Source organism: Parapedobacter defluvii, assembly GCF_014642075.1.
Classification (GTDB): domain Bacteria; phylum Bacteroidota; class Bacteroidia; order Sphingobacteriales; family Sphingobacteriaceae; genus Parapedobacter; species Parapedobacter defluvii.
Map to the genome: position 1 here is coordinate 18,765 of NZ_BMIK01000008.1, position 23,725 is coordinate 42,489.

Annotated in this window: 35 protein-coding genes; all 35 read left to right on the forward strand. The window is 48.9% G+C overall.

Annotation, left to right across the window (positions count from 1 at the left end):
* The first annotated feature begins 9 nt into the window (after positions 1–9).
* The 35 genes from iolD to rplQ all read left to right on the forward strand — a co-directional run bounded on the left by iolD (position 10) and on the right by rplQ (position 23,662).
* Positions 10–1,884 carry a 3D-(3,5/4)-trihydroxycyclohexane-1,2-dione acylhydrolase (decyclizing) gene (gene iolD / locus IEX60_RS12495; protein ID WP_188751134.1) on the forward strand — a complete coding sequence of 625 codons (1,875 nt, stop codon included), beginning with the start codon at positions 10–12 and terminating at the stop codon, positions 1,882–1,884.
* A 19-nt stretch (positions 1,885–1,903) separates the two neighbouring features.
* The gene (locus IEX60_RS12500) at positions 1,904–3,484 is read left to right on the forward strand and encodes a solute:sodium symporter family transporter (RefSeq protein ID WP_188751137.1); all 1,581 of its coding nucleotides are present in this window, start codon (positions 1,904–1,906) and stop codon (positions 3,482–3,484) included.
* An 11-nt stretch (positions 3,485–3,495) separates the two neighbouring features.
* On the forward strand, positions 3,496–4,971 hold the full coding sequence (locus tag IEX60_RS12505) for a CoA-acylating methylmalonate-semialdehyde dehydrogenase (protein WP_188751138.1): 1,476 nt from the start codon (positions 3,496–3,498) through the stop codon (positions 4,969–4,971).
* Positions 4,972–4,976: 5 nt separating this feature from the next.
* Positions 4,977–5,882 carry a TIM barrel protein gene (locus tag IEX60_RS12510; protein WP_188751140.1) on the forward strand — a complete coding sequence of 302 codons (906 nt, stop codon included), beginning with the start codon at positions 4,977–4,979 and terminating at the stop codon, positions 5,880–5,882.
* 5 nt (positions 5,883–5,887) lie between these two features.
* Positions 5,888–6,880: an inositol 2-dehydrogenase gene (gene iolG, locus IEX60_RS12515; protein ID WP_188751142.1), complete on the forward strand. Its 993-nt coding sequence runs from the start codon at positions 5,888–5,890 to the stop codon at positions 6,878–6,880.
* Between the two features lie 93 nt (positions 6,881–6,973).
* Positions 6,974–8,209 carry a glycoside hydrolase family 88 protein gene (locus IEX60_RS12520; protein WP_188751144.1) on the forward strand — a complete coding sequence of 412 codons (1,236 nt, stop codon included), beginning with the start codon at positions 6,974–6,976 and terminating at the stop codon, positions 8,207–8,209.
* 244 nt (positions 8,210–8,453) lie between these two features.
* On the forward strand, positions 8,454–9,071 hold the full coding sequence (gene rplC / locus IEX60_RS12525; protein ID WP_188751146.1) for a 50S ribosomal protein L3: 618 nt from the start codon (positions 8,454–8,456) through the stop codon (positions 9,069–9,071).
* Positions 9,072–9,075: 4 nt separating this feature from the next.
* A complete protein-coding gene (rplD, locus tag IEX60_RS12530) occupies positions 9,076–9,705 on the forward strand; it encodes a 50S ribosomal protein L4 (protein ID WP_188751149.1) in 630 nt (209 codons plus the stop codon).
* A 64-nt stretch (positions 9,706–9,769) separates the two neighbouring features.
* Positions 9,770–10,060 carry a 50S ribosomal protein L23 gene (gene rplW / locus IEX60_RS12535; protein WP_188751150.1) on the forward strand — a complete coding sequence of 97 codons (291 nt, stop codon included), beginning with the start codon at positions 9,770–9,772 and terminating at the stop codon, positions 10,058–10,060.
* 6 nt (positions 10,061–10,066) lie between these two features.
* On the forward strand, positions 10,067–10,891 hold the full coding sequence (gene rplB / locus IEX60_RS12540) for a 50S ribosomal protein L2 (protein WP_188751153.1): 825 nt from the start codon (positions 10,067–10,069) through the stop codon (positions 10,889–10,891).
* On the forward strand, positions 10,891–11,157 hold the full coding sequence (gene rpsS / locus IEX60_RS12545) for a 30S ribosomal protein S19 (protein ID WP_002997495.1): 267 nt from the start codon (positions 10,891–10,893) through the stop codon (positions 11,155–11,157). Before rplB ends, rpsS begins: the two co-directional genes overlap by 1 nt.
* 7 nt (positions 11,158–11,164) lie before the next feature.
* Positions 11,165–11,599, forward strand: coding sequence for a 50S ribosomal protein L22 (gene rplV / locus IEX60_RS12550; RefSeq protein WP_229717548.1), 435 nt, complete (start codon positions 11,165–11,167; stop codon positions 11,597–11,599).
* Positions 11,600–11,609: 10 nt separating this feature from the next.
* Positions 11,610–12,434, forward strand: a complete 825-nt coding sequence (gene rpsC, locus IEX60_RS12555) for a 30S ribosomal protein S3 (RefSeq protein WP_188751155.1) — start codon at positions 11,610–11,612, stop codon at positions 12,432–12,434.
* A gap of 43 nt (positions 12,435–12,477) precedes the next feature.
* The gene (rplP, locus tag IEX60_RS12560) at positions 12,478–12,900 is read left to right on the forward strand and encodes a 50S ribosomal protein L16 (protein ID WP_090628731.1); all 423 of its coding nucleotides are present in this window, start codon (positions 12,478–12,480) and stop codon (positions 12,898–12,900) included.
* 113 nt (positions 12,901–13,013) lie between these two features.
* Positions 13,014–13,247, forward strand: a complete 234-nt coding sequence (gene rpmC, locus IEX60_RS12565) for a 50S ribosomal protein L29 (protein WP_188751157.1) — start codon at positions 13,014–13,016, stop codon at positions 13,245–13,247.
* Between the two features lie 14 nt (positions 13,248–13,261).
* Positions 13,262–13,516 (forward strand): 30S ribosomal protein S17, encoded by a 255-nt coding sequence (rpsQ, locus tag IEX60_RS12570; protein ID WP_130143043.1) that lies wholly within the window; start codon positions 13,262–13,264, stop codon positions 13,514–13,516.
* Position 13,517: 1 nt separating this feature from the next.
* Entirely contained in the window at positions 13,518–13,886 is a 369-nt protein-coding gene (rplN, locus tag IEX60_RS12575) for a 50S ribosomal protein L14 (RefSeq protein WP_188751159.1), read from the forward strand.
* A gap of 2 nt (positions 13,887–13,888) precedes the next feature.
* Entirely contained in the window at positions 13,889–14,239 is a 351-nt protein-coding gene (rplX, locus tag IEX60_RS12580; RefSeq protein ID WP_373285049.1) for a 50S ribosomal protein L24, read from the forward strand.
* Positions 14,239–14,808 carry a 50S ribosomal protein L5 gene (rplE, locus tag IEX60_RS12585; RefSeq protein ID WP_308420749.1) on the forward strand — a complete coding sequence of 190 codons (570 nt, stop codon included), beginning with the start codon at positions 14,239–14,241 and terminating at the stop codon, positions 14,806–14,808. The genes rplX and rplE overlap by 1 nt, the downstream gene beginning before the upstream one ends.
* The gene (rpsN, locus tag IEX60_RS12590; RefSeq protein ID WP_188751160.1) at positions 14,801–15,070 is read left to right on the forward strand and encodes a 30S ribosomal protein S14; all 270 of its coding nucleotides are present in this window, start codon (positions 14,801–14,803) and stop codon (positions 15,068–15,070) included. The genes rplE and rpsN overlap by 8 nt, the downstream gene beginning before the upstream one ends.
* 157 nt (positions 15,071–15,227) lie before the next feature.
* Entirely contained in the window at positions 15,228–15,626 is a 399-nt protein-coding gene (gene rpsH / locus IEX60_RS12595; protein WP_188751163.1) for a 30S ribosomal protein S8, read from the forward strand.
* 18 nt (positions 15,627–15,644) lie between these two features.
* The gene (gene rplF / locus IEX60_RS12600) at positions 15,645–16,202 is read left to right on the forward strand and encodes a 50S ribosomal protein L6 (protein ID WP_188751165.1); all 558 of its coding nucleotides are present in this window, start codon (positions 15,645–15,647) and stop codon (positions 16,200–16,202) included.
* Between the two features lie 6 nt (positions 16,203–16,208).
* A complete protein-coding gene (gene rplR, locus IEX60_RS12605) occupies positions 16,209–16,562 on the forward strand; it encodes a 50S ribosomal protein L18 (RefSeq protein WP_188751167.1) in 354 nt (117 codons plus the stop codon).
* Between the two features lie 10 nt (positions 16,563–16,572).
* Positions 16,573–17,091: a 30S ribosomal protein S5 gene (gene rpsE / locus IEX60_RS12610; RefSeq protein ID WP_188751169.1), complete on the forward strand. Its 519-nt coding sequence runs from the start codon at positions 16,573–16,575 to the stop codon at positions 17,089–17,091.
* A gap of 5 nt (positions 17,092–17,096) precedes the next feature.
* Positions 17,097–17,276, forward strand: coding sequence for a 50S ribosomal protein L30 (gene rpmD / locus IEX60_RS12615; protein WP_188751171.1), 180 nt, complete (start codon positions 17,097–17,099; stop codon positions 17,274–17,276).
* Positions 17,277–17,340: 64 nt separating this feature from the next.
* Entirely contained in the window at positions 17,341–17,787 is a 447-nt protein-coding gene (gene rplO, locus IEX60_RS12620; RefSeq protein WP_188751173.1) for a 50S ribosomal protein L15, read from the forward strand.
* Positions 17,788–17,790: 3 nt separating this feature from the next.
* Positions 17,791–19,125, forward strand: a complete 1,335-nt coding sequence (secY, locus tag IEX60_RS12625; RefSeq protein ID WP_188751175.1) for a preprotein translocase subunit SecY — start codon at positions 17,791–17,793, stop codon at positions 19,123–19,125.
* Positions 19,126–19,133: 8 nt separating this feature from the next.
* Positions 19,134–19,919, forward strand: a complete 786-nt coding sequence (gene map / locus IEX60_RS12630) for a type I methionyl aminopeptidase (RefSeq protein ID WP_188751177.1) — start codon at positions 19,134–19,136, stop codon at positions 19,917–19,919.
* Positions 19,920–19,991: 72 nt separating this feature from the next.
* The gene (infA, locus tag IEX60_RS12635; RefSeq protein WP_013665023.1) at positions 19,992–20,210 is read left to right on the forward strand and encodes a translation initiation factor IF-1; all 219 of its coding nucleotides are present in this window, start codon (positions 19,992–19,994) and stop codon (positions 20,208–20,210) included.
* Between the two features lie 94 nt (positions 20,211–20,304).
* A complete protein-coding gene (gene ykgO, locus IEX60_RS12640) occupies positions 20,305–20,421 on the forward strand; it encodes a type B 50S ribosomal protein L36 (RefSeq protein ID WP_013665024.1) in 117 nt (38 codons plus the stop codon).
* An 18-nt stretch (positions 20,422–20,439) separates the two neighbouring features.
* Positions 20,440–20,817: a 30S ribosomal protein S13 gene (gene rpsM, locus IEX60_RS12645; RefSeq protein ID WP_188751179.1), complete on the forward strand. Its 378-nt coding sequence runs from the start codon at positions 20,440–20,442 to the stop codon at positions 20,815–20,817.
* A gap of 16 nt (positions 20,818–20,833) precedes the next feature.
* Positions 20,834–21,223, forward strand: a complete 390-nt coding sequence (gene rpsK / locus IEX60_RS12650; protein ID WP_188751180.1) for a 30S ribosomal protein S11 — start codon at positions 20,834–20,836, stop codon at positions 21,221–21,223.
* Between the two features lie 66 nt (positions 21,224–21,289).
* On the forward strand, positions 21,290–21,898 hold the full coding sequence (gene rpsD, locus IEX60_RS12655; protein ID WP_188751190.1) for a 30S ribosomal protein S4: 609 nt from the start codon (positions 21,290–21,292) through the stop codon (positions 21,896–21,898).
* A gap of 84 nt (positions 21,899–21,982) precedes the next feature.
* The gene (locus IEX60_RS12660; RefSeq protein WP_188751192.1) at positions 21,983–22,975 is read left to right on the forward strand and encodes a DNA-directed RNA polymerase subunit alpha; all 993 of its coding nucleotides are present in this window, start codon (positions 21,983–21,985) and stop codon (positions 22,973–22,975) included.
* An 81-nt stretch (positions 22,976–23,056) separates the two neighbouring features.
* On the forward strand, positions 23,057–23,662 hold the full coding sequence (gene rplQ / locus IEX60_RS12665; protein ID WP_188751194.1) for a 50S ribosomal protein L17: 606 nt from the start codon (positions 23,057–23,059) through the stop codon (positions 23,660–23,662).
* Positions 23,663–23,725 lie beyond the last annotated feature (63 nt).

Genomic DNA, 23,725 nt, shown 5'->3' on the forward strand with positions numbered 1-23,725 from the left:
CGACTAACCATGAAAACCACCAAATTAACCACCGCTCAGGCGATCATCCGTTTCCTCGACCAGCAATACGTCGAGCGCGACGGCGTAACCCATAAGTTCATCGCGGGATGTTTCGGGATTTTCGGTCACGGCAACGTAGGCGGAATCGGTCAGGCCTTGTTCGAATACCCGGCCCTGCGGTACTACCAGGCCCGCAATGAGCAGGCCATGGTGCATACTGCTGCGGCTTATAGCCGGATGAAAAACCGTCTTTCTACGCTGGCCTGCACCTCGTCCATCGGGCCGGGGGCAACGAACATGCTGACCGGGGCGGCTGCGGCCACCATCAACCGGGTGCCGGTACTGCTGTTGCCGGGGGATGTCTTTGCCGGTCGTCATGTCGATCCGGTACTCCAACAGCTGGAATACCAACTGGCGCCCGATGTAACGGTCAACGACTGCTTCAGGCCGGTTTCCCGTTTTTGGGACCGGATCAATCGGCCGGAACAGCTGATGGCTTCCCTACCTCAGGCGCTGCGGGTGTTGACGTCCCCGGCGGAGACGGGTGCTGTTACGCTCTGCCTGCCACAGGACGTGCAGTCCGAGGCGTTTGACTATCCCGAGGAACTCTTTCACCGGCGGGTATGGTTCATCCCGAGGGCATTGCCTGATGCTGCGCTGTTGGACCGTGCTGCCACTCAGATCCGCGCTGCCAAACGGCCGCTTATCGTCGCCGGTGGCGGTGTGATCTATAGCGAGGCATCGGATGCATTGCGTGCCTTTGTCCATGCCACGGGCATACCGGTGGCCGAGACATTTGCCGGAAAAGGATCGCTGGCTTACGACGATCCGCACCACCTGGGCGCGATGGGTGCCACCGGTACCGAAGGTGCCAATGCCCTAAGTGCGGAGGCCGATGTGGTGATCGGGATCGGTACGCGGTACAGCGACTTTACCACCGCATCCAAGACAGCGTTCCAACACCCCGATGTTGCATTTATCAATATCAATGTCGCCGAATTTGATGCCCATAAGCAGTCAGCATTGGCGCTCACCGGCGATGCCCGGGCTACGTTGGAAGCCTTGGCCGACCGCCTGGCCGGATACCGTGTAGCGTCAGACTACCGGGATCGGGTAGCGGCCTACGGCCGGAGTTGGGACGACAGGGTGACGGCAGCCTACACGCCGGAAGACGAAGGGCGGCTTTCCCAGGCAGAGGTCATCGGGATGGTCAACACCTTTTCCACACCGCAGGATGTGGTGGTTTGTGCTGCGGGCAGCATGCCCGGCGACCTGCACAAGCTATGGCGTACGCGCAATCCGAAAGGTTTCCACCTAGAGTACGGCTATTCGTGCATGGGGTATGAGATTGCTGGCGGTCTGGGCGTCAAGATGGCCGATCCGGGTCGCGAGGTATATGTCATGGTAGGTGATGGAAGTTATTTGATGATGTCGTCTGAGATCGTGACGTCCATACAGGAGGATGTGAAGCTGACGATCATCCTGATCAATAACCATGGGTTCGCCAGCATCGGCGGGCTTTCCAAGTCGTTGGGAACCGAGGGCTTCGGTACGCAGTACCGGGCACGGGATAAGGGTTCAGGACTGCTCGACGGGGATGTGCTGCCCGTGGATCTCGCACGGAATGCGGAAAGCCTGGGTGCCGACGTCATCCGCACACACAATGCGGCATCGTTGTCGGCTGCCCTGCAACAGGCCAGGACCCGCAGCAAGACGACGGTGATCTACGTCGAGTCGGTGCCCGAACGCAAAATGGCTGGATACGGTCACGCGTGGTGGGAGGTACCCATCGCTGCGATATCGGAAACGCCTGCGGTGCGGGAGGCATATGAGCAAACCCAGCGGCAAAAAACCAAGCAACGTCATCACATATCATCCTTATAAATATAAATTCCTTTTGCCTATGTGGGCCATACTGAGTTTTGTTGTCTTTACACTGTTTGTGGGTTGCTATGCATGGTGGCGCATGCGGAAAGTCAACCTTCATACGCAAGACGGTTATTTCCTGGGCGGGCGCAGCCTGACGGGACCGGTCATTGCTGCCTCGTTGATCATGACGAATATTTCGACCGAACACCTGGTCGGCATGAACGGCTCGGCGTATAAAAACGGGTTTATCATCATCGCATGGGAGGTGACTTCGGCCCTGGCCCTGATCGTCGCAGCTGTCTACTTCGTGCCGAAATACCTGCGGATGGGATTGACAACGATACCGGAATACCTGGAGCGGCGGTTTGACAAAGGAACCCGCTCCCTGATTGCACTTTTTTTGATGGTCTCGTTTGCGGTGACCTTGCTGCCCATTGTCCTCTACACAGGGGCCATCAACCTCGAAAGCATTTTTGACCTTTCCACCATGCTGGGTGTCAGTACGGAAAGAGGACTTTGGATCACCGTCGTGGTGGTCGGGTGCCTGGGCGCTGCCTACGCCATTATCGGTGGGTTAAAAGCAGTTGCGGTATCGGATGTTATTTACGGGTATGGGCTGCTGATCGGGGGCATGCTCATTCCGGTGTTGGCACTCATTTACATCGGCGACGGCAACCCCCTGACGGGCTTGGGGCGGGTGTTTGAAAACAGCCCGGAAAAGTTTAACGTTATCGGGGATGAAGACTCCGTGCTGCCGTTCAGCACGTTGTTTACCGGACTGGTGATCAATCAACTGTATTTCTGGTGTATGAACCAGACCATCGTCCAGCGTGTGCTGGGCGCCAAGAACCTCAAGGAAGCACAGAAGGGGTTGCTCTATACCGGGCTATTGAAAATATTGGTGCCCTTTATCATCGTGTTGCCCGGGGTTATCGGATTCTACTATTTCCAGGATAGTTACTACGACCAGCAGGACCTGGTATATCCGGCGTTGGTGAAGCGCGTCCTGCCCGTGCCGCTGCTGGGTTTGTTTGCGGCGGTCATTGTCGGTGCGGTGCTAAGCACGTTTAACGCCGTGCTGAACAGCGCATCGACCATATTCAGTATCGATGTGTACAAGCGGTTGATTAATAAAAATGCCAGCGAGCGCACCCTGGTGCGCATGGGTCGGCTGGTGGCTACGGTGTTGGCGATCACGTCCATCATCGCCGCTCCTTTTGTCGCCAATGCACCCGACGGGCTTTATCAGTTGCTGCAGGAGTTAAACGGGATTTTCTTTATTCCCATTGCCTCCATTATGTTGGGCGGATTTTTCTTTAGGCGCATCTCCGCCCAGGGAGCAAAAGTCGCCTTGATCACCGGACTGATATTTTACGTGCTCTGCACGTTCGTGATTGAGGTTGATATCCATTTCGTGCATGTTTGGGGGATCGAGTTTCTGCTGAACATGGCGGTCATGTTTGCGGTTTCGTGGTGGTATCCAAGAGACATTATCGCCTTGGAAAATCCGGTAGCTGAAACGGTTTCGATGGAAGCGTGGAGCTATACACGGCCCTTCGCCATCCTACTGGTGGTGATTACGGTGGCCATTTATATCTTATTGGGAAATGTTTAAAAGCTAAGTTCATGGAATTACTACAGAATTATATCGACGGCGAGTGGCGTGCCAGTAACGAGTGGCAGGCCATTGACGTGATCAACCCAGCAACGCAGCAATGCATGGCACGTGTACCCTATGGCGGAGCCACGGCCCGCGATGTCGACGAGGCCGTCGCTGCGGCGTCGAAAGTGTCCGCGGCATGGGCGGAGGTGCCCGTGATGCAGCGCGTGCAGCCGTTATACCGTCTCAAGGCATTGTTGGAAGAACACCTGGAAGAGTTGGCGGAGATCGTTACCAACGAATGCGGCAAGACACGAGCCGAATCGATCGGCGAATTGCAACGTGCCATCGAAAACGTGGAGACGGCCTGTGCCACGCCGGTGCTGATGCAAAGCGAATTTTCGGAAAACATCACCCGTGGTATTGACGAGTTCGTCATCCGGCAACCCGTCGGTATTTGTGCCTGCATTGCCCCGTTCAATTTTCCGGGGATGATTCCCTTTTGGTTTCTGCCTTATGCGATCGCCTGCGGCAACACATTCCTCATCAAACCTTCGGAAAAAGTGCCGTTGACCATGCAGAAAGTGATGGGCCTGATTGACCGCATCGGTTTGCCTGCCGGTGTCGTTAACCTCGTGCATGGGGGTAAGGAAACGGTGGATGCGCTCTTGGAGCACCCCCAGATCAAGGCGATCAGCTTTGTCGGCTCGACGCGGGTGGCCCGGTATATCTATGCCAAGGCAGCACAGCATGGTAAACGTGTACAGGCACAGGGCGGAGCCAAGAATCCGGTCGTTGTATTGCCCGATGCGGATTTGGAAACGACCTCACGCATCGTTGTGGACAGTGTGTATGGGTGTGCGGGGCAGCGTTGCCTGGCTGCGTCAAACATCTTGCTGGTGGGTGACCGGCAAGGACAGGTCAAGGATGCGCTGTATGAGGCGGCGAAGAGCCGGAAGACCGGCTATGGCTGGGCCGATGGGGTAGAGATGGGGCCGGTGATATCCCCGGGGAGCAAGGCACGGATTGAGCAGCTGATCGAACAGGGAACGCATGAGGGAGCCAAGGTGCTGCTGGACGGGCGAGGCGCTGCCATAGAGGGGTTTGAAACGGGTAACTTTATCAAACCTACCGTTCTCACTGACGTGCCGCTGGATGGGGAGCTGATCCGGACCGAAATATTCGGCCCGGTCATGAGCCTGATCAACCTGTCGACGATCGAGGATGCGGTAACGTTTATCAACCGCAATGCTTACGGCAATATGGCCTGCCTGTTTACCAGCAGCGGCGCCAGCGCGCGGAAATTCCGCAGTGAAGCCAATGCAGGCAATATCGGTATTAATATCGGTGTGGCAGCGCCGATGGCGCAGTTCCCCTTCAGCGGGTGGAACGACAGTTTCTTCGGCGACCTGCATGGGCAGGGGCGGCATGCCCTAGAATTTTTTACACAAACGAAAGTTGTCGTTGAACGGTGGCCGAAAGAATGGTCGCGAAAATTTTAGGCAAAATGGACACCATCAAGATTGCCAATGCACCGTGCTCCTGGGGGGCACTGGAATTTGACCTCGATGCCAAGGCTCCTGACCACCTTCAGGTGTTGCAGGAGATCCGGGAAACGGGTTACGTAGGCACCGAGCTGGGCGATTGGGGCTTCATGCCCACGGATCCCCTGGCTTTGCGGGCAGTTGTCAGCCGGTACGGCCTGGACATGATCGGCGCATTCGTGCCGGTAGCGCTGGCTGACGGTACTGCTCATGAGCAGGGGGTCGCTGATGCACTGCGTGTAGCCGGACTACTGGCCGCTGCCGGTTACCGGGATGCGTTTATCGTTTTGGCCGATGACAACGGCACCGTGGCCGAGCGGACGAACCACGCCGGGCGTGTCACGCCGGATATGGGACTCGATGACCGGCGCTGGGAAACCTTCGCAAACGGCGCCATGCGCATTGCCCGTGCGGTGCACGACAGGTATGGGATGCGTACGGTGTTTCACCATCATTGTGCGGGTTATGTGGAGACACCGGACGAATTAGAAAACTTACTGTCCCTCACCGACGCGGAACTGTTGGGGTTGTGCTTTGATACCGGGCATTATGCATTCGGTGGCGGAGACCCTTTGGAGGGTATCACGAAATACCGGGACCGGATCTGGCACGTCCATTTCAAGGACTACGATCCGCATGTGGGTGAACAGTCGCGCGTGAAAAACTGGGATTACTTCGAATCGGTGCGCCAGGGTGTGTTTTGCGAGCTGGGAAAAGGCAGCGTGGATTTCGCCAACATACTGGATGTGCTGGAAAATATCGGCTACCAAGGTTGGATCGTTGTGGAGCAGGATGTGCTTCCGGGTATGGGCGCACCGAAGGAATGTGCCCGCAACAACAGGGTTTATCTGCAACAATTGGGAATATAAAACGTATGCAACTTAAAATCGGAATCATTGGCCTTGGAAGAATAGGTGCGATACACTATAACAACATCACCCAGCAAATACCGGAAGCCGAGGTGGTGATGGCCGCGGATGTACGCCACGAAGCATTGCCGCCACATGTGCAGGTTGGAACGGCTGAGCAATTGATCAGCCATCCCGAGGTGGAAGCGGTCATCATTTGCTCGCCAACGGATACCCACGCGGACTACGTCGAAACGTGTGCCCGTGCGGGCAAGCATGTGTTCTGCGAAAAACCGCTTGATCTCTCGCTGGTGCGTATCCGGCAGACACTTTCGGTTGTACAGCAGCACGGTATCAAGCTGATGCTCGGTTTCAACAGGCGGTTTGATGCGAACTTTATGAAGTTGCGCTCGCTGGTTACCGAAGGTAAAATCGGAGACACCCATCTCGTAAAAATCACAAGCCGTGATCCGGAGCCGCCGTCGCTGACATACCTTCGGAGCTCGGGAGGATTGTTTATGGACATGGCCATCCATGATTTCGACATGGCACGGTATATCATGGGTAAAGAGGTGGTGCAGGTATACGCCGCGGCCGCAACGCTCACAGGTGGAGCCGTGGCGGAAGCGGGCGATATCGACACTGCGGTAGTGACGCTCACCTTTGAAGACGGTTCCATGGCCGTGATCGACAACAGCCGGCGGGCGGTATACGGATATGACCAGCGCCTGGAGGTCTTCGGCTCCAAGGGAATGGCGTTGGTTGATAACAACAAACCCGACAACCACGTGTATTATCACGGCAGTGGCGCGCAGTCGTCGCTACCCCTGCATTTTTTCATGGATCGGTACACCACTTCGTACCTCACCGAGATGCAAGCTTTTATTAAAGCAGTACGCGGCGAGTGTGAATTGCCGGTAGGCGGCGAAGACGGGTTAAAAGCCGCGTTGATTGCCGTGGCTGCACAGCAGTCGGTGAAGGAAAACCGGCCGGTGGCTGTAGGTGAGACAGCCGTTTAGCAAACGTTTGCGCATTTCGTCCCAAAAGGTTACTTTTGGCGTGCCGCTGACGTATAGGATGGCGGTATGGCGAAACCAAACGATAAACGGACCATGAAGATACACCTTAACAATTTCCTGCTGATGGGCTGTGTGATCGCCCTTTTTGTGCTTGCCTGTCAGCAACAGTCGACAGATCGGCGTAGAGCCCTGCGATTGACCCCGGCTTTTATTACCCAACAGCTTGACGACGCCGTTGCTCAGATAAAGGTATTAGCAGACCATGTGCCTGCTGACCGCATGCCGCGTACGTTTCAGGCCGACACGAGCGTCAGCTCGGATACCGAATGGTGGACGTCCGGTTTCTACCCCGGTTCACTGCTATATTTATATGAATATTCTGGAGATGAGGCATTGTTGCAGTTAGCCAAAGACAAGCTGACCATACTTGAAAAAGAAAAGTACAACAAAGGGACCCACGACCTCGGCTTCATGTTATATTGCAGTTTTGGCAATGCCCTGCGGCTAACGGGCGACACAGCAGCCTATAAAGAAATATTACTCACTGGAGCCGAATCGCTCATCAGTCGGTACAACCCCACGGTCAGGGCAATCCGCTCGTGGGAAGGATGGACCTATCCAGTCATCATCGATAACATGATGAACCTGGAATTCCTTACCCAAGCTTCCAAGCTCAGCGGAGATCCCAAATACCGCGACATTGCGATAACCCACGCCAATACCACCATCAAAAATCATTACCGCCCCGATTACAGCTCGTACCATGTGATCGATTATAATCCAGCGGATGGCGGCATTGTCGCAAAAAAGACGGCCCAAGGAGCTTTTGATGAATCAGTTTGGGCGCGCGGACAGGCTTGGGGACTGTATGGCTATGTAATGATGTACCGGGAGACCGGAGATAAAACTTACCTCGATTTTGCGGAAAACGTGGCGGCATTCATCCTCAACCATCCGAATATGCCGGATGACGGGGTTCCTTACTGGGACTTTGATGCACCTGACCTGCCTGACGAAAGCCCCTATGCTGCAGACTACAAAGCGAATCGGGACGCGTCTGCCGCTTCGATATTGGCGTCTGCATTGATCGAATTGAGTACGCATACAGCAGGTGAGACCAGTGCTCACTACCTGACCAAAGCAGAAAAAATAGTAGAAAGCCTCTCCAAGGCACCGTATAAAGCTGAAAGCGGCACCAACGGCGGTTTTATCCTAAAGCACAGCGTGGGATCCATTCCGCATGGCGGCGAAATTGACGTGCCGCTTACCTATGCAGATTATTATTACATCGAAGCATTGATGCGGTATAAAAGGCTGTTGGAAGGATAGCGGATACTCCTAATTTCCGTATCTGTGGTTTCGGTCTATGCGCAAGAGCAGCGCTGTACTCCATCCTATTGAAGCAGAAAGGGGTGCGTGCATAAAAAGGTGCGGGTACGGAAAATAAAAAAATAATTCACTAAGTGTTTGATACTTAAAGTAAGTTTTCTATCTTTGCCGTCCCTTTTGAGGGGATGGTATGTCTTGAGCGAAGCCCTACTGCTTCGATGGACGTTAATAGAATAATAAAAACATGTCAGGAATTATTGGTAAAAAAGTAGGAATGACCAGCATTTACGACGCTGACGGGAAGAATATTCCCTGTACGGTAATCGAAGCTGGCCCGTGCGTGGTAACGCAGATACGCACGGAGGAAAAAGATGGCTATTCCGCTGTTCAGCTTGCTTTCGATGAAGCGAGAGAAAAGAACACTTCGGCTTCTTTAAAAGGGCACTTCGCCAAAGCGAAGACAACGCCTAAGCGTAAAATGGTAGAATTTAAAACCTTCCCTGAGGAAAAGCAGCTCGGTGATGTGGTAACGGTTTCCATTTTTGAAGAGGGCGACTACATTGACGTTGTCGGTACTTCGAAAGGAAAAGGTTTCCAAGGTGTTATGAAACGTCACGGTTTCGGTGGCGTGGGTGGAGCCACCCACGGTCAGCACAACCGCTTGCGTGCACCAGGTTCCTTGGGTGCTTCATCGTGGCCTTCACGTGTATTTAAAGGGACACGGATGGCTGGCCGTACAGGAGGTGACCGCGTGAAAGTTCAGAACCTGCAGGTACTGAAAGTTTACGAGGAGCAAAACCTGATCGTAGTCAGTGGTTCAATCCCTGGTGCCAAGGGTTCTTACGTAATCGTAGATAAATAAGGAGATGGAAGTTAACGTTTTAAATATATCAGGTAAAGAAACAGGTGCCAAGGTGCAACTTCCTGAAGCGATATTCGGGGTAGAACCCAATGATCATGCGATTTACTTGGACGTAAAGCAATACCTTGCCAATCAGCGTCAGGGTACACACAAATCCAAGCAACGTAACGAGATCGCAGGTTCAACCCGCAAACTGCACAAACAAAAAGGAACCGGCGGTGCCCGTGCAGGTAGTATTAAATCTCCGCTGTTCAACGGTGGTGGCCGTATCTTCGGACCACAGCCACGTGATTACAGCTTTAAGTTGAACAAAAAGCTAAAAGCGTTGGCCCGTAAATCGGCATTGAGCTACAAAGCCAAAGAGAATAACATCGTCGTATTGGATGAGGTAAACTTTGATTCCGTCAAGACCAAAAATTACGTGAATCTGGTGAACAGCCTGAACGTAGCCAATGAAAAAACCTTGTTGGTTTTACCCGCTCAAGATAACAACGTTTATTTATCAAGCAGGAATCTGAAGAAAGCGAAAGTGATCGCTGCCAGTGAATTGAATACGTATGATGTATTGAATGCAGGCAAGCTTTTGTTGACGACGGCTTCCGTTAAAACATTGGAGGAGGCATTTGCCAAGTAATATGGAACCTGCAGGAGCAGCAGCTCATGCAAGCTCCATCGCCGTAGAAATAAAAAATATACAGATGGAAATTATTAAAAAACCGGTCTTGACAGAGAAAGCGTCGCTGCTTACGGAAAAGCTGAACCGCTATGCTTTCAAAGTAGATCACAGGGCCAATAAGATACAGATCAAGCAGGCTGTGGAGCAAATGTTCGGTGTGACCGTATTGGCTGTAAATACCATGGTGGTATCCGGTAAAGCAAAAAGCCGCTATACCAAAGCAGGGTTTGTGTCTGGCAGAACGCCGAAATACAAGAAAGCTGTCATTACAATTAAAGACGGCGAAACGATTGACTTTTACAGTACTATATAATAAGAGATGGCAGTTAAAAGATTTAAACCGGTTACCCCTGGTACTCGCTTCCGCGTAGGAGGTGATTATTCGGATATCACCACCAACGTTCCGGAAAAGTCGTTGGTCGTGAAGATCAAGAAGTCAGGCGGTAGGAATAACTCCGGTAAAATGACTATGCGTTACCTCGGTGGGGGCCACAAGAAGGCATACCGATTGATTGATTTTAAACGCGATAAAAAAGATATCCCCGCAAAAGTTGCCACGATAGAGTACGATCCCAACCGGACAGCGCGGATTGCGTTGTTGCATTATGTAGACGGTGAGAAACGTTACATCTTGGCACCGGAAGGATTGAAAGTAGGGCAAACCATCGTGTCAGGCGATGCGGTGGCACCCGAGATTGGCAATACCTTGCCTTTACAGAACATCCCCTTGGGTTCGATCATTCACAACATCGAATTGAATCCGGGACAGGGCGGTTCCATTGCTCGGAGTGCAGGCACGTATGCCCAGCTTTCTGCTCGTGATGGTAAGTATGCCATTATTAAATTGCCTTCCGGTGAAAGCCGCATGATACTGGCTACGTGTTTGGCAACCATTGGTTCAGTATCCAACGCTGAGAAAGCAAATGAAGTATTGGGTAAGGCAGGGCGGAAACGCTGGTTAGGCCGTCGCCCGCGCGTACGTGGTGTAGCGATGAACCCGGTAGATCACCCCATGGGTGGCGGTGAAGGCCGTGCATCGGGAGGTCACCCACGCTCACGTAAAGGGTTGTTGGCGAAAGGTTACAAAACCCGCAGTAAAAAGAAAACATCGAATCGTTACATCATTGAGAGAAGGAAGAAATAATGGCTCGTTCAATTAAAAAAGGTCCTTATATCGACCACAACTTAGAAAGAAAGGTTCTTTCTATGAATGAAACAAACAAAAAATCAGTCATCAAGACCTGGTCACGCCGGTCGATGATTTCCCCTGATTTTGTTGGCCATACCTTCGCAGTGCACAACGGAAACAAGTTCATTCCGGTATATGTAACGGAAAACATGGTTGGTCATAAGCTTGGTGAATTTGCGCCTACGCGTACGTTCAGGGGCCACGCAGAAAAGAAAAAATAATTAGGCAATGGAAGCAACACGAAAACTGAAAAAGTCTGTTATCATCAAACAGCGCAAAGAGCAGGAAAAGGCTCAGGTAGGAGGAGCTTCTACTGCCAAATTAGTAAACTGCCCTACTTCACCGCGCAAAATGCGTTTGGTAGTGGATCTGATACGTGGTGAAAAGGTTGAAAATGCCCTTTTTATCTTGAAACACACCAACAAAGAAGCCGCAATACGTGTCGAAAAACTTTTATTGTCGGCCATCAAGAATTGGGAAGCAAAGAATGAAGACAAATCTGTAGAAGATAGCGGATTGTTTGTGAAAGAAGTATTTGTGGATGGCGGCCGTCAATTGAAGCGATTGCGTCCGGCTCCCCAGGGGCGCGGATACCGTATCCGTAAACGCTCAAACCACGTGACGTTGGTGGTAGATAGCAAAAACAACGTAGCACAAAACTAATTTATCAGTAATGGGACAAAAAGCAAATCCAATAGGTAACAGATTAGGAATCATCAAAGGTTGGGATTCCAATTGGTTCGGAGGCAAGAACTATTCCGATAAATTAGTGGAGGACGAAAAGATCAGGAAATACCTGTCGGTCCGTATTGCTAAGGGCGGTGTAGCCAAGGTGGTTATTGAGCGTACGTTGAAGCGCATCACAGTCACCATTCATACAGCTCGCCCGGGTATCGTCATCGGCAAGGGTGGTCAGGAAGTGGACAAGATCAAAGAAGAGTTAAAGAAATTGACCAAAAAGGATGTTCAGATCAACATATTTGAGATCAAGCGTCCGGAACTTGAAGCCCATTTAGTTGCAGAGGGAGTCGCCAAACAACTCGAGGCCCGGATTTCATTCCGCCGTGCCATGAAAACAGCGATTGCTTCTACGATGCGTATGGGTGCAGAGGGTATCAAGATCATGTGTTCAGGTCGTTTGGGCGGTGCTGAAATGGCTCGCACCGAGCAATACAAAGAAGGTCGGATTCCATTGCACACGTTCCGTGCGGACATCGACTATGCCTTGGTTGAAGCGTTGACCACGTACGGCAAGATCGGTGTGAAAGTATGGATCTGCAAAGGTGAAGTGTATGGCAAACGGGATTTGTCACCCAACGTTGGGCAGACGTCCGGTTTGAAAACACGGAACGAGGGTGCTCCGGGAGATTTCCGTGGAGAAGGCCGCCGTGGAGGATCGAACGACCGCAGAGGAGGTGACCGTCGTAGTGGTGGTGATCAACGCCGTGGTGGTGGTCATGGTCAAAACCGTGGTGGCAACCGTGGAGGAAGTAGGTAGTTTAACAATCAGTTCCAGTTTGGGAATTTTATAAGATACGAACATGTTACAGCCAAAAAGAACAAAGTTCAGGAAGATGCAGAAGGGCCGGATGAAGGGCAACGCTACCCGTGGGGCAGAGTTGGCATTCGGTTCATTCGGTATCAAATCTATGGAGCCGGCCTGGATTACCAGTCGTCAGATTGAGGCGGCCCGTATTGCAGTGACGCGCTATATGAAACGTGAGGGGCAAGTGTGGATCCGTGTGTTTCCGGATAAGCCGGTGACGAAGAAGCCTGCCGAAGTGCGGATGGGTAAAGGTAAAGGTGCGCCCGAATATTGGGTAGCCGTAGTGCGTCCGGGTCGTATGCTGTTTGAAGCAGAAGGAGTGCCTTTAGAGGTGGCTAAAGAAGCCCTGCGTCTCGCCGCCCAGAAGCTGCCGGTACAAACGAAGTTTGTAATTCGTAGAGATTACGAACAAGCATAAAAGTAGCTGGCGCTGCTTATCATTGGTCTTGCCGCCGTTACCGGCAAGCCGCCATGAGGGATTGAACCATGGAAGTACGCTGATGATAGGTATCCAGTATAATTGTAATAAAAATGAAAAATTCAGAAATCGTAGAATTATCAATGGAGGATTTAGTGGCCCGGATCGCTGAAGAGAAGGCCGCCCTCACGAAATTGAAATTTGCACATGCTGTTTCAGCGATAGAGAATCCGAATCGGATTAAATATACGCGCAAGACCATCGCGCGTCTATTGACTGAGTTGACCAAGCGCAAGAACGCTGAAAAGGCGGCCAGCGCAGCAAATGAAACAGCCGCTGAGGCATAAAAATCAAAGTCGAAATGGAAAGAAATTTAAGAAAAACAAGAATCGGCTTGGTAGTGAGCAACAAAATGGACAAGTCCATTGTGGTGGCTGTTGAACGGAAAGTGAAACACCCCATTTATGGTAAGTTCGTAAAGAAGACTACCAAATTTAAAGCTCACGACGAAGAGAACACCTGCGGTATCGGCGATACGGTGTTGATCATGGAAACACGTCCGTTGAGTAAAACCAAAAATTGGCGTTTAGTAGAAATTTTAGAAAGGGCTAAGTAACATGGTACAGCAGGAATCAAGACTCAATGTAGCCGATAATAGCGGAGCTAAAGAAGTATTAGTGATTCGCGTATTAGGCGGTACCGGCAAGCGTTATGCATCGATCGGAGATAAGATCGTTGTTACCGTGAAAAGTGCTTTGCCCGCTGGAAACGTAAAGAAAGGTACGGTTTCCAAAGCAGTGGTTGTCAGAACGAAAAAGGAGATCCGCCGCAAAGACGGTTCCTATATCCGTTTCGATGACAATGCCGCTGTATTATTAAATAATCAGGATGAACCCCGCGGTACACGTATCTTCGGCCCAGTAGCACGGGAATTGCGTGAAAAGCAGTTCATGAAAATTGTATCATTAGCACCGGAGGTATTATAATCATGGGACAGACAAAGACATCGACACATAAGATTAAAATCCGTACGGGAGATTTGGTAAAAGTGCTTTCGGGCAATTCCAAAGGAGCTCAGGGCAAAGTACTTGAAGTATTGAGAGCCGAAAACAGAGCGATTGTGGAGGGGGTGAACATTGTGAAGAAGCACGCCAAGCCCAGTGCGGCGAATCCTAACGGTGGAATTCTGGAGAAAGAAGCTCCTATTCATATTTCTAACCTTGCTTTGATCGATCCGAAAGGTGGAAAGCCTACACGCGTAGGACGCAAAGTGGTTGAAGTAAATGGTAAGAAGAAAATTGTTCGCGTTGCGAAAAAATCAGGGGAGGTGATTGACTAATGACATATATACCAAGACTAAAAGTTAAGTATAAGGACGAAATCCGTACGGCGCTGAAAGAGAAATTTCAGTATAAGAGCGTCATGCAGGTTCCGAAACTGGAGAAAATTTCAGTAAGCCAGGGAATCGGTGCCGCCACTGCGGATAAGAAATTAATCGACAATGCCATCAACGAAATGACGTTGATCACCGGGCAGAAGGCTGTGGCAACACGGTCAAAGAAAGATGTATCCAATTTTAAACTCCGCAAGGGGATGCCGATTGGTGTACGTGTAACCCTTCGTGACAGCAAAATGTATGAGTTTTTGGATCGGTTAGTGGCGGTAGCGCTGCCCCGTATCCGTGATTTCCGTGGCATCAACGACAAAGGCTTTGACGGTAGGGGTAATTATACGTTGGGTATTACTGAACAGATTATTTTCCCGGAAATCGATATTGATAAAATCAATAAAATTCAGGGAATGGATATTACCTTTGTAACCAGTGCAAAGACCGATGTGGAAGCATTGGAGTTGTTGAAGCAGTTTGGGTTACCGTTCAAAAATCAAAATACGACAGCAAATGGCTAAAGAAGGAATTAAAGCACGGGAAATCAAACGTGCTAAATTGGTGGCAAAATATGCTGAAAAGCGTGCGGCTTTAAAGGCAGCCGGAGATTATGCAGCACTTGATAAGTTGCCAAAGAATGCGTCGCCGGTTCGTCTGCACAACCGTTGCAAATTGACAGGACGCCCCAAGGGTTACATGCGCCAATTTGGTATTTCACGGGTGACTTTCCGCGAAATGGCGGTAGCCGGCAAGATACCGGGTGTAAAAAAGGCCTCTTGGTAGTTTGGTGATCGGTGATTAGTGATCGGTGATTAGTGATCGGTGACCGGTAGTCAGTGATGAGTAGCGCCGCGTGAAGCATAAATTAGAATTTTAACCGATAGCAGGTCCGGAAGCCAAGGTGGCAGTAGGAAACCGTTATCACAAATGAAAATCATAGATGAATACAGATCCAATAGCGGATTATCTTACCCGAATAAGGAATGCCATTAAGGCCAACCATAGGGTTGTGGAAATTCCTGCATCAAACCTTAAGAAAGAGATCACGAAAGTGCTCTTCGACAAAGGTTACATTTCCAATTACAAGTTTGACGATGATACCGTACAGGGAACCATCAAGATCGCATTGAAATATAATCCGGTCAGCAAAGTTTCGGCTATCCGTACCTTAAAGCGGGTAAGCAAGCCGGGCCTCAGGAAATATGCGGGAGTGGACAATATGCCACGGGTATTGAATGGTTTGGGAATCGCCATCCTTTCTACTTCGAAAGGAATCATGACCGACAAGGAAGCACGTCTTCAAAATGTCGGTGGCGAAGTATTATGTTACGTATATTAATCAGGAGGAAGAGACGACATGTCAAGAATTGGAAAAGCACCGATCGCCATACCGGCAGGAGTGACGATCACGGTGTCTGATAAAAATCTAGTAACCATTAAGGGACCTAAAGGTGAGTTGACCCAGCAGGTAGATGGTGACATTACGGTGACGCAGGAAGACGGGCAGCTATTGGTAAAACGCCCTACAGACCAGAAGCGGCACAAAGCGTTGCACGGATTATATCGTTCGCTTCTGAACAACATGGTTGTTGGCGTGACCGAGGGGTACAAGACCACCCAAGAGTTGGTAGGTGTGGGATACCGTGCAAATGCACAGGGAAGTACGTTGGATTTGACACTTGGTTTTTCGCACCAGGTGGTATTGATTCTGCCCAAAGAGGTGAAGGTTTCCACCACTGCGGAAAAAGGGAAGAACCCAACCATTACGTTGGAATCCATTGACAAGCAGCTGTTAGGTCAAGTTGCCGCGAAAATCCGGTCATTGCGTGCACCGGAACCGTATAAAGGAAAAGGTATTAAATTTGCTGGTGAGCAATTGCGCCGGAAAGCAGGTAAATCAGCAGCTAAAAAATAATTCATCATGGCAGGAACAAAAGTATCGCGTAGGGATCGCATAAAAAGAGGGATCAGGAAGCGCCTGTCCGGTTCTTCGGAGCGTCCGCGTTTGTCTGTATACAGGAGTAACAAGGGTATCTATGCACAGGTAATTGATGATAAAGCCGGTGTAACGTTGGTCTCTGCATCGTCGTTAACCAAGGATTTTTCCGCATCAGGTACCAAAGTGGAACAGTCTAAGGCAGTAGGGAAGCTGATTGCTGAAAAGGCATTGGCAGCAGGGATTAGTAAAGTAGTGTTTGACCGTAATGGGTATTTGTACCATGGTCGCGTGAAATCGCTTGCCGAAGGTGCCCGGGAAGCAGGTTTGGATTTTTAATATCGAAAACATGTCATTAAGCAACATAAAAAGAGTAAAATCAAGCGAAATAGAGCTGAAGGACCGCTTGGTAAGTATTCAACGCGTGGCCAAGGTAACCAAAGGAGGACGTACGTTCAGCTTCTCTGCTATTGTCGTAGTAGGCGATGAGAATGGGGTGGTTGGCTATGGTTTGGGCAAAGCCAAGGAGGTAACGGAAGCCATTACGAAGGGAATTGACGACGCGAAAAAGAATCTAATTAAGGTGCCCATTATCAAAGGAACGGTTCCCCACGAGCAATATGGCAAATACTCCGGAGGTAATGTGTTGATTAAACCGGCGGTACATGGTACAGGTGTATTGGCAGGTGGTGCGATGCGTGCTGTTTTGGAAAGTGCGGGTGTTACTGACGTATTGGCTAAGTCCCTGGGATCGTCCAACCCACACAACGTGGTAAAGGCAACGATTGACGCGCTCCTGAAAATGCGTGACGCCTATACCGTTGCCCAGCAACGTGGGGTCGATTTGAATAAAGTATTTAACGGATAACGATTATGGCAAAGATTAGAATCACCCAGATTAAGAGTACCATCGATCGGAGCGAGCGCCAGAAGCGGACGATTCAGGCATTGGGGTTGCGTAAAATTAATCATACGATTGAGGTAGAGGCAACACCGTCCATTATCGGTATGGTACGCAAAGTGAGCCACTTGGTGGCAATAGAACAAGTATAATATACGTTTAATCGTTATACCTGTTTAGTGAAAGCGAAGGTATAACACAATAGTAATTTTGAAGATGAATTTAAGTAATCTAAAACCAGCAGAAGGATCCGTAAAGAATAGGAAACGTATAGGCCGCGGAACAGGATCCGGTCGCGGAGGTACTTCTACACGTGGTCATAAAGGAGCTCAATCACGCTCTGGAAACAGTACTAAGATCGGTTTTGAAGGTGGACAAATGCCGTTGCAGCGTCGTGTTCCAAAGTCGGGTTTCAAAAATCTGAATCGTGTCGAATATGTCGGGATCAACTTGGATGCGCTGCAAGGGCTGGTAGAGAAATACAATCTCTCCACGATAGATTTTGACGTGCTGAAATCTCATGGTCTGGTTTCAAAAAAGGACTTGGTGAAGATTTTGGGCAGGGGTGAATTGACATCCAAGATCGAAGTAAAAGCACACGCATTTTCAGCCACGGCGCAGAAGGCGATTGAAGCAGCAGGCGGCTCGATTGTAAAACTTTAATACATGAAGAAGCTAATCACAACCTTGACCAATATTTGGAAGATCGACGATCTAAGAACGCGTATCTTGAATACGCTTCTGTTTCTTTTGATCTACCGTGTTGGATGCCATATTGTATTGCCGGGTGTTAATCCCGCAGCGCTTCAACATGAAGCCAAAGAAGGATTGTTGGGCTTGCTTGATATGTTTGCCGGGGGATCTTTTTCCCGGTCAGCAATTTTCGCATTGGGCGTGATGCCTTACATTTCGGCATCCATCGTTGTCCAATTGCTGGGGATCGCGATACCCTATTTTCAGAAGATGCAGAAAGAGGGAGAGAGCGGTCGTAAAAAAATGAATCAGATCACCCGTTACCTTACGTTGGCTATTACATTGGTGCAATCTATTGCGTACGTACGGACGCAGATTGACGGTGGAGCTAAAATGATCGCAGATCCGATGTTTACCATCTTATCGGCTTTTGTTTTGACAGCGGGGACGCTTTTTGTGATGTGGCTTGGAGAGAAGATTACCGATAAAGGAATTGGGAATGGTATTTCACTGATTATCATGGTGGGAATCATTGCGCAATTGCCTAGTGGTATAACCGCCGAATGGTTTTCGCGGATGAGTACCGGTGGCGGCGGTCCAATTCCGTTATTGCTGGAATTTATCGCATTATTCTTTGTCGTGATTTTCACGATCCTGATTGTGCAGGGGGTACGTAAAATCCCGGTACAATACGCTAAGAAAATAGTAGGCAATAAGCAATATGGCGGTGTTAGGCAATACATCCCGTTGAAGGTAAATGCCGCCGGTGTAATGCCTATTATCTTTGCTCAGGCCATTATGTTCGTGCCGATGAGTCTTGGTCAGTTTTTTCCGAATTTGCAGTCGTCGTTTTTGACGTCGTTAAGTAATTACACCTCGGTAGCTTATAACATTACGTTTGGGATCCTGATCATCGCATTTACATTTTTCTATACGGCGATTATGGTAAACCCGCAGCAGATGTCAGAGGATATGAAGAAAAACGGTGGGTTTATACCTGGTGTAAAACCTGGGCATGCCACCAATTTCTATATTGACAGCGTCATCTCCAAGATTACACTTCCGGGGGCAATTTTCCTGGCTATAATAGCCATTTTGCCGGCCATTGCAAGCCTGTTTGGGGTGAACAACCAATTTGCTCATTTCTATGGCGGTACTTCGTTGCTGATTCTCGTTGGGGTTGTATTGGATACCCTTCAGCAAATTGAGAGCCACCTGTTAATGCGTCATTACGATGGACTGATGAAGACCGGTCGCATCAAAGGGCGTGCTCCGGTTGCTTCTGGGCCTACCCAATCGGTTATATAATCTTTAGCATGTCTAAAGTATATTACAAATCAGCAGATGATATTGAACAACTGCGAAAGTCGGCAACGGTACTTTCGCAGTTGCTTGGTGAAATAGCCAGGGAAATTAGGCCGGGTGTGACCACGTTGGCTTTGGACAAGCTGGCTTATGATTATATTCATGATCACGGTGGCCGGCCTGCATTTTTGAATTACAACGGATTTCCTAATTCGTTGTGCATATCGGTAAACGATCAGGTGGTACATGGAATCCCGGGTAACTACGAGTTGCGTGAAGGTGATATCGTATCGGTAGACGGAGGGGTTGAGTTAAATACATATATCAGCGATTCTGCATATACGTTTGCGGTCGGTGAAATTGGTGACGACGTCAAGCAGCTTCTTCGGGTAACAAAGGAGTCCCTTGAATTGGGCATTGAGCAGGCGGTATCAGGTAAACGTGTAGGGGATATTGCTTATGCAGTACAGGAGCATGTAACCCAGTACGGGTACGGTATTGTCCGTGAGTTAGTTGGGCATGGAGTGGGATTCAAACTGCACGAAAAACCCGAAGTACCCAATTACGGCAAGCGAGGGTCAGGAACAAAATTAGAAACCGGACTGGTTATCTGTATCGAGCCCATGATCAACATGGGAAAGGCGGGTGTGAAGTTTTGGGATGACGGATGGACCGTAAGTACAGCGGATGGGAAACCATCGGCCCATTATGAGCATATGGTTGCTATCCGTAAAGGAGTACCGGATGTATTGACTACTTTTTCTTATATTGAAGAAGTTTTGGATAAAAAGAATTGACATTCAATTTTTTTTGCTTATCTTTGCATCCCTGTTTGTGTGGGGGTATAATTAGATAATAATCAAGACTATATGGCTAAACAAGCCTCAATTGAGCAAGACGGAGTCATTAAGGAAGCACTTTCCAACGCTATGTTTCGTGTGGAATTGGAAAATGGGCACGAAATTATCGCTCATATTTCAGGAAAGATGCGGATGCACTACATTAAGATTTTGCCGGGAGATCGCGTAAAACTGGAGATGTCGCCGTACGATTTGACAAAGGGAAGAATAACATATCGTTATAAGTAAAGAATAAAAAGTAAAAAAATAGAAAGCGAATACCTAAGCGTGTTTCGCGTTGTGCCAAAAACAGGCATCCCGTAAAAGGAATAATAGTAAGATCATGAAAGTCAGAGCATCCATCAAGAAACGTAGCGCGGATTGCAAGATTATCCGTCGCAAAGGGAAGGTATTTGTAATCAATAAAAAGAACCCTAAATTTAAGCAACGTCAGGGATAAAAAATCACTTAATAATATATGGCAAGGATCGCAGGTATAGATTTACCGAAAAACAAAAGAGGAGAGATAGGCCTCACATACATTTACGGAATCGGTCGGTCGACAGCGCAGCGGATTTTAGATAAGGCTGGTATCGACTATGACGTGAAGGTTCAGGATTGGGACGACGATCAGTTGTCTGCTATCCGTACCGTCATCAATGATGAAATCAAGGTTGAGGGCGCTCTCCGTTCGGAAGTTCAGCTGAATATCAAGCGCTTAATGGATATCGGTTGTTACCGGGGTCTACGCCACCGTAAACATTTGCCTGTTCGTGGCCAACGGACAAAAAATAACTCACGTACGCGGAAAGGGAAACGTAAGACGGTTGCAAACAAGAAAAAAGCTACTAAATAATAATTGAGAAGAGACAATGGCTAAGAGTAAAAAAGTAAGCAAAAAGCGTATTGTTGTCATTGAGCCGGTAGGTCAGGCGCATATCAATGCCACGTTTAACAATATAATCGTTACGCTTACCAACAATCAAGGGCAAACAATTTCATGGTCAAGTGCCGGTAAAATGGGCTTTAGAGGATCGAAGAAAAACACGCCTTATGCGGCTTCTCAAGCAGCTGCTGATTGCGGCAAAGTAGCACATGACTTAGGTTTGCGGAAAGTAGAAGTTTATGTAAAGGGCCCCGGTGCCGGACGTGAGTCAGCGATCCGCACGTTGCAGAACTCGGGTATCGAGGTGACGGCTATTCGGGACATTACGCCGCTGCCCCACAACGGCTGCCGCCCTCCCAAACGCAGAAGAGTATAACACAAATTTTTTAAAGCTAAGATTCTTCAGCTATAGGCTGAAAGATACTTTAAAACCAACAATTATATGGCGAGATATACCGGACCAAAGTCCAAAATTGCCCGTAAGTTCAGAGAACCAATTTTCGGGCCTGACAAAGCATTAGAACGTAAAAACTATCCTCCCGGACAACACGGGGTTTCAAAACGTAGGGGTAAGCAGTCAGAATATGCAATCCAGCTACTGGAGAAACAGAAGGCAAAGTATACCTACGGAGTATTGGAACGTCAATTTGCGAATCTTTTTGCCAGAGCATCTGCCAAGCAAGGAATTACCGGTGAAGTTTTCCTTAAGCTCTTAGAGGCTCGTTTGGATAATACTGTTTATCGGTTGGGAATTGCCCCGACGCGTTCAGCTGCACGTCAGTTGGTCGGTCACAAGCATATTACGGTAAATGGTGAAGTGGTAAATATACCCTCCTATAACCTCCGCCCGGGTGACGTGGTTGCCGTGCGTGAACGCTCGAAATCACTTGAGGCAATCACCAATTCGGTAGCTGGGCACAAAATAAATAAATTCAGCTGGTTGGAATGGGATGCTGGCAGCTTGACGGGAAAATTCCTTAATTACCCCGAGCGGTCTGAAATCCCCGAAAACATCAAGGAGAACTTAATTGTCGAGTTGTACTCCAAATAAATAACGCTGCAGGAAAGCATAACCGGTTGGCTTATGCGCTCCTGTTGTATAGCAATTTTTGTAAACAAACATAAGAATAAATACATGGCAATCTTAGCATTTCAAAGACCTGATAAAGTTATCATGCAGAAATCAACGGATTTCGATGGCACGTTTGAATTTCGTCCATTGGAACCGGGTTTCGGTGTGACCATTGGTAATGCTTTACGCCGTATTCTACTGTCCTCACTCGAAGGATATGCAATTACGTCGGTTCGTTTCTCGGGGGTATCGCACGAGTTTTCCACGATAAAAGGTGTTGTGGAGGACGTAACGGAGATTATCCTTAACTTGAAACAAGTACGTTTCAAGAAAACCGGAGAAATGGGCGAGTCCGAAAAGATCTTTATGGTTATCAATGGGCAGGATCAATTGCAGGCCGGGGATATCACTAATTTTTCTAACAATTTTACGGTATTGAATCCGGATCTGGTGATCTGCAATATGGAGAGTTCAGTAACACTTGAGTTGGAACTCAATGTTGCAAAGGGTCGCGGATATGTGAATGCGGAAGAAAATAAGGTGGCCGACGGTCCGGTAGGGCTAATTGCCGTTGACTCGATTTTCACGCCGATTAAGAACGTGAAATATACGATTGAGAACTATCGGGTAGAGCAAAAGACTGACTACGAGAAATTATTGTTGGATATTTCGACCGATGGTTCAATCCACCCTGAGGATGCGTTGAAGGAAGCTGCAAAAATTCTGATTCAGCATTTCATGCTTTTCTCTGACGAGAATATGTTGCTCGAATCTCAGGCGAAGGAAGAGACCAAGGTAGTTGACGAGGAAATTCTGCATATGCGTAAAATCCTGAAGACCGAGTTGGTCGATTTGGATTTGTCGGTACGCGCTCTCAACTGTTTGAAAGCTGCTGATATCCGTACGCTTGCCGAGTTGGTGACGTATGATGTAGCAGATATGCTTAAATTCAGAAACTTTGGTAAAAAATCCCTAAGTGAAATTCAGGAATTGGTAAAATCAAAAGGTTTGTCATTTGGTATGAATTTAGCCAAATATAAACTTGATGAAGAATAATACAGCAAAATAGTTAGCGACCTGTTGCATAATTCCCTCCGATAGCGATCGGAGACGGTATGCACAAATTTTAAAAACAAAATGAGACACGGAAAGAAAATCAACCACTTGGGCCGCACAGCAAGTCATCGTAAAGCGATGTTGGCTAACATGGCTACTTCGCTGGTCAAACACAAGCGTATTACCACTACATTGGCTAAAGCCAAGGCGCTGCGTCAATATGTAGAACCTTTAATTACGAAATCGAAGAACGACACGACGCATTCACGGCGGATTGTATTTAGCTACCTGCAGGACAAGGAAGCGGTGACAATCCTTTTCCGTGAGATTTCGGAGAAAGTTGCCAATCGGCCCGGTGGATATACACGCATCATTAAGTTGGAAAATCGGTTGGGTGACAATGCGGAAATGGCATTTATCGAGTTGGTTGATTACAACGAGGTATACAGAAAAGATGGAGTTGCCGCCGAGCGTAAATCTACACGACGACGCGGAGGCAAGAAGAAATCCGGAGCGGAAGCTGCCGCGACTACTGCTGTTGAGGAAGTAGCCGAGGAACCAAAAGCGGAAACCCAGGATGAGCCGGTGGCTGAGGTAGCCAGCGAGCAGGAGGCAGCCGATGTAGAAGAGGCTGCTACCGAAACGGAAGAAACTCCAAAGGAAGAAGAGAAAGAGAAAGAAGACTAAGCGAATTAGTTCATTGAATGAGTTGAACCCGTTTTTTGATTTCGAAAAACGGGTTTTTTATTA

Coding starts and splice junctions, on each gene's coding strand:
- iolD (WP_188751134.1), top strand. CDS start 10: ATGAAAACCACCAAATTAACCACCGCTCAGGCGATCATCCGTTTCCTC.
- rplP (WP_090628731.1), top strand. CDS start 12,478: ATGTTACAGCCAAAAAGAACAAAGTTCAGGAAGATGCAGAAGGGCCGG.
- rplQ (WP_188751194.1), top strand. CDS start 23,057: ATGAGACACGGAAAGAAAATCAACCACTTGGGCCGCACAGCAAGTCAT.
- rpsM (WP_188751179.1), top strand. CDS start 20,440: ATGGCAAGGATCGCAGGTATAGATTTACCGAAAAACAAAAGAGGAGAG.
- rplC (WP_188751146.1), top strand. CDS start 8,454: ATGTCAGGAATTATTGGTAAAAAAGTAGGAATGACCAGCATTTACGAC.
- rpsS (WP_002997495.1), top strand. CDS start 10,891: ATGGCTCGTTCAATTAAAAAAGGTCCTTATATCGACCACAACTTAGAA.
- rpsC (WP_188751155.1), top strand. CDS start 11,610: ATGGGACAAAAAGCAAATCCAATAGGTAACAGATTAGGAATCATCAAA.
- rpsE (WP_188751169.1), top strand. CDS start 16,573: ATGTCATTAAGCAACATAAAAAGAGTAAAATCAAGCGAAATAGAGCTG.
- rplV (WP_229717548.1), top strand. CDS start 11,165: ATGGAAGCAACACGAAAACTGAAAAAGTCTGTTATCATCAAACAGCGC.
- rpsK (WP_188751180.1), top strand. CDS start 20,834: ATGGCTAAGAGTAAAAAAGTAAGCAAAAAGCGTATTGTTGTCATTGAG.
- iolG (WP_188751142.1), top strand. CDS start 5,888: ATGCAACTTAAAATCGGAATCATTGGCCTTGGAAGAATAGGTGCGATA.
- ykgO (WP_013665024.1), top strand. CDS start 20,305: ATGAAAGTCAGAGCATCCATCAAGAAACGTAGCGCGGATTGCAAGATT.
- rplE (WP_308420749.1), top strand. CDS start 14,239: ATGACATATATACCAAGACTAAAAGTTAAGTATAAGGACGAAATCCGT.
- rpsH (WP_188751163.1), top strand. CDS start 15,228: ATGAATACAGATCCAATAGCGGATTATCTTACCCGAATAAGGAATGCC.
- rplW (WP_188751150.1), top strand. CDS start 9,770: ATGGAAATTATTAAAAAACCGGTCTTGACAGAGAAAGCGTCGCTGCTT.
- rpsQ (WP_130143043.1), top strand. CDS start 13,262: ATGGAAAGAAATTTAAGAAAAACAAGAATCGGCTTGGTAGTGAGCAAC.
- rpmC (WP_188751157.1), top strand. CDS start 13,014: ATGAAAAATTCAGAAATCGTAGAATTATCAATGGAGGATTTAGTGGCC.
- IEX60_RS12510 (WP_188751140.1), top strand. CDS start 4,977: ATGGACACCATCAAGATTGCCAATGCACCGTGCTCCTGGGGGGCACTG.
- rplN (WP_188751159.1), top strand. CDS start 13,518: ATGGTACAGCAGGAATCAAGACTCAATGTAGCCGATAATAGCGGAGCT.
- rplO (WP_188751173.1), top strand. CDS start 17,341: ATGAATTTAAGTAATCTAAAACCAGCAGAAGGATCCGTAAAGAATAGG.
- IEX60_RS12500 (WP_188751137.1), top strand. CDS start 1,904: ATGTGGGCCATACTGAGTTTTGTTGTCTTTACACTGTTTGTGGGTTGC.
- secY (WP_188751175.1), top strand. CDS start 17,791: ATGAAGAAGCTAATCACAACCTTGACCAATATTTGGAAGATCGACGAT.
- IEX60_RS12660 (WP_188751192.1), top strand. CDS start 21,983: ATGGCAATCTTAGCATTTCAAAGACCTGATAAAGTTATCATGCAGAAA.
- rplB (WP_188751153.1), top strand. CDS start 10,067: ATGGCAGTTAAAAGATTTAAACCGGTTACCCCTGGTACTCGCTTCCGC.
- rpsD (WP_188751190.1), top strand. CDS start 21,290: ATGGCGAGATATACCGGACCAAAGTCCAAAATTGCCCGTAAGTTCAGA.
- IEX60_RS12520 (WP_188751144.1), top strand. CDS start 6,974: ATGAAGATACACCTTAACAATTTCCTGCTGATGGGCTGTGTGATCGCC.
- rplX (WP_373285049.1), top strand. CDS start 13,889: ATGGGACAGACAAAGACATCGACACATAAGATTAAAATCCGTACGGGA.
- map (WP_188751177.1), top strand. CDS start 19,134: ATGTCTAAAGTATATTACAAATCAGCAGATGATATTGAACAACTGCGA.
- IEX60_RS12505 (WP_188751138.1), top strand. CDS start 3,496: ATGGAATTACTACAGAATTATATCGACGGCGAGTGGCGTGCCAGTAAC.
- rpmD (WP_188751171.1), top strand. CDS start 17,097: ATGGCAAAGATTAGAATCACCCAGATTAAGAGTACCATCGATCGGAGC.
- rplR (WP_188751167.1), top strand. CDS start 16,209: ATGGCAGGAACAAAAGTATCGCGTAGGGATCGCATAAAAAGAGGGATC.
- rplD (WP_188751149.1), top strand. CDS start 9,076: ATGGAAGTTAACGTTTTAAATATATCAGGTAAAGAAACAGGTGCCAAG.
- infA (WP_013665023.1), top strand. CDS start 19,992: ATGGCTAAACAAGCCTCAATTGAGCAAGACGGAGTCATTAAGGAAGCA.
- rplF (WP_188751165.1), top strand. CDS start 15,645: ATGTCAAGAATTGGAAAAGCACCGATCGCCATACCGGCAGGAGTGACG.
- rpsN (WP_188751160.1), top strand. CDS start 14,801: ATGGCTAAAGAAGGAATTAAAGCACGGGAAATCAAACGTGCTAAATTG.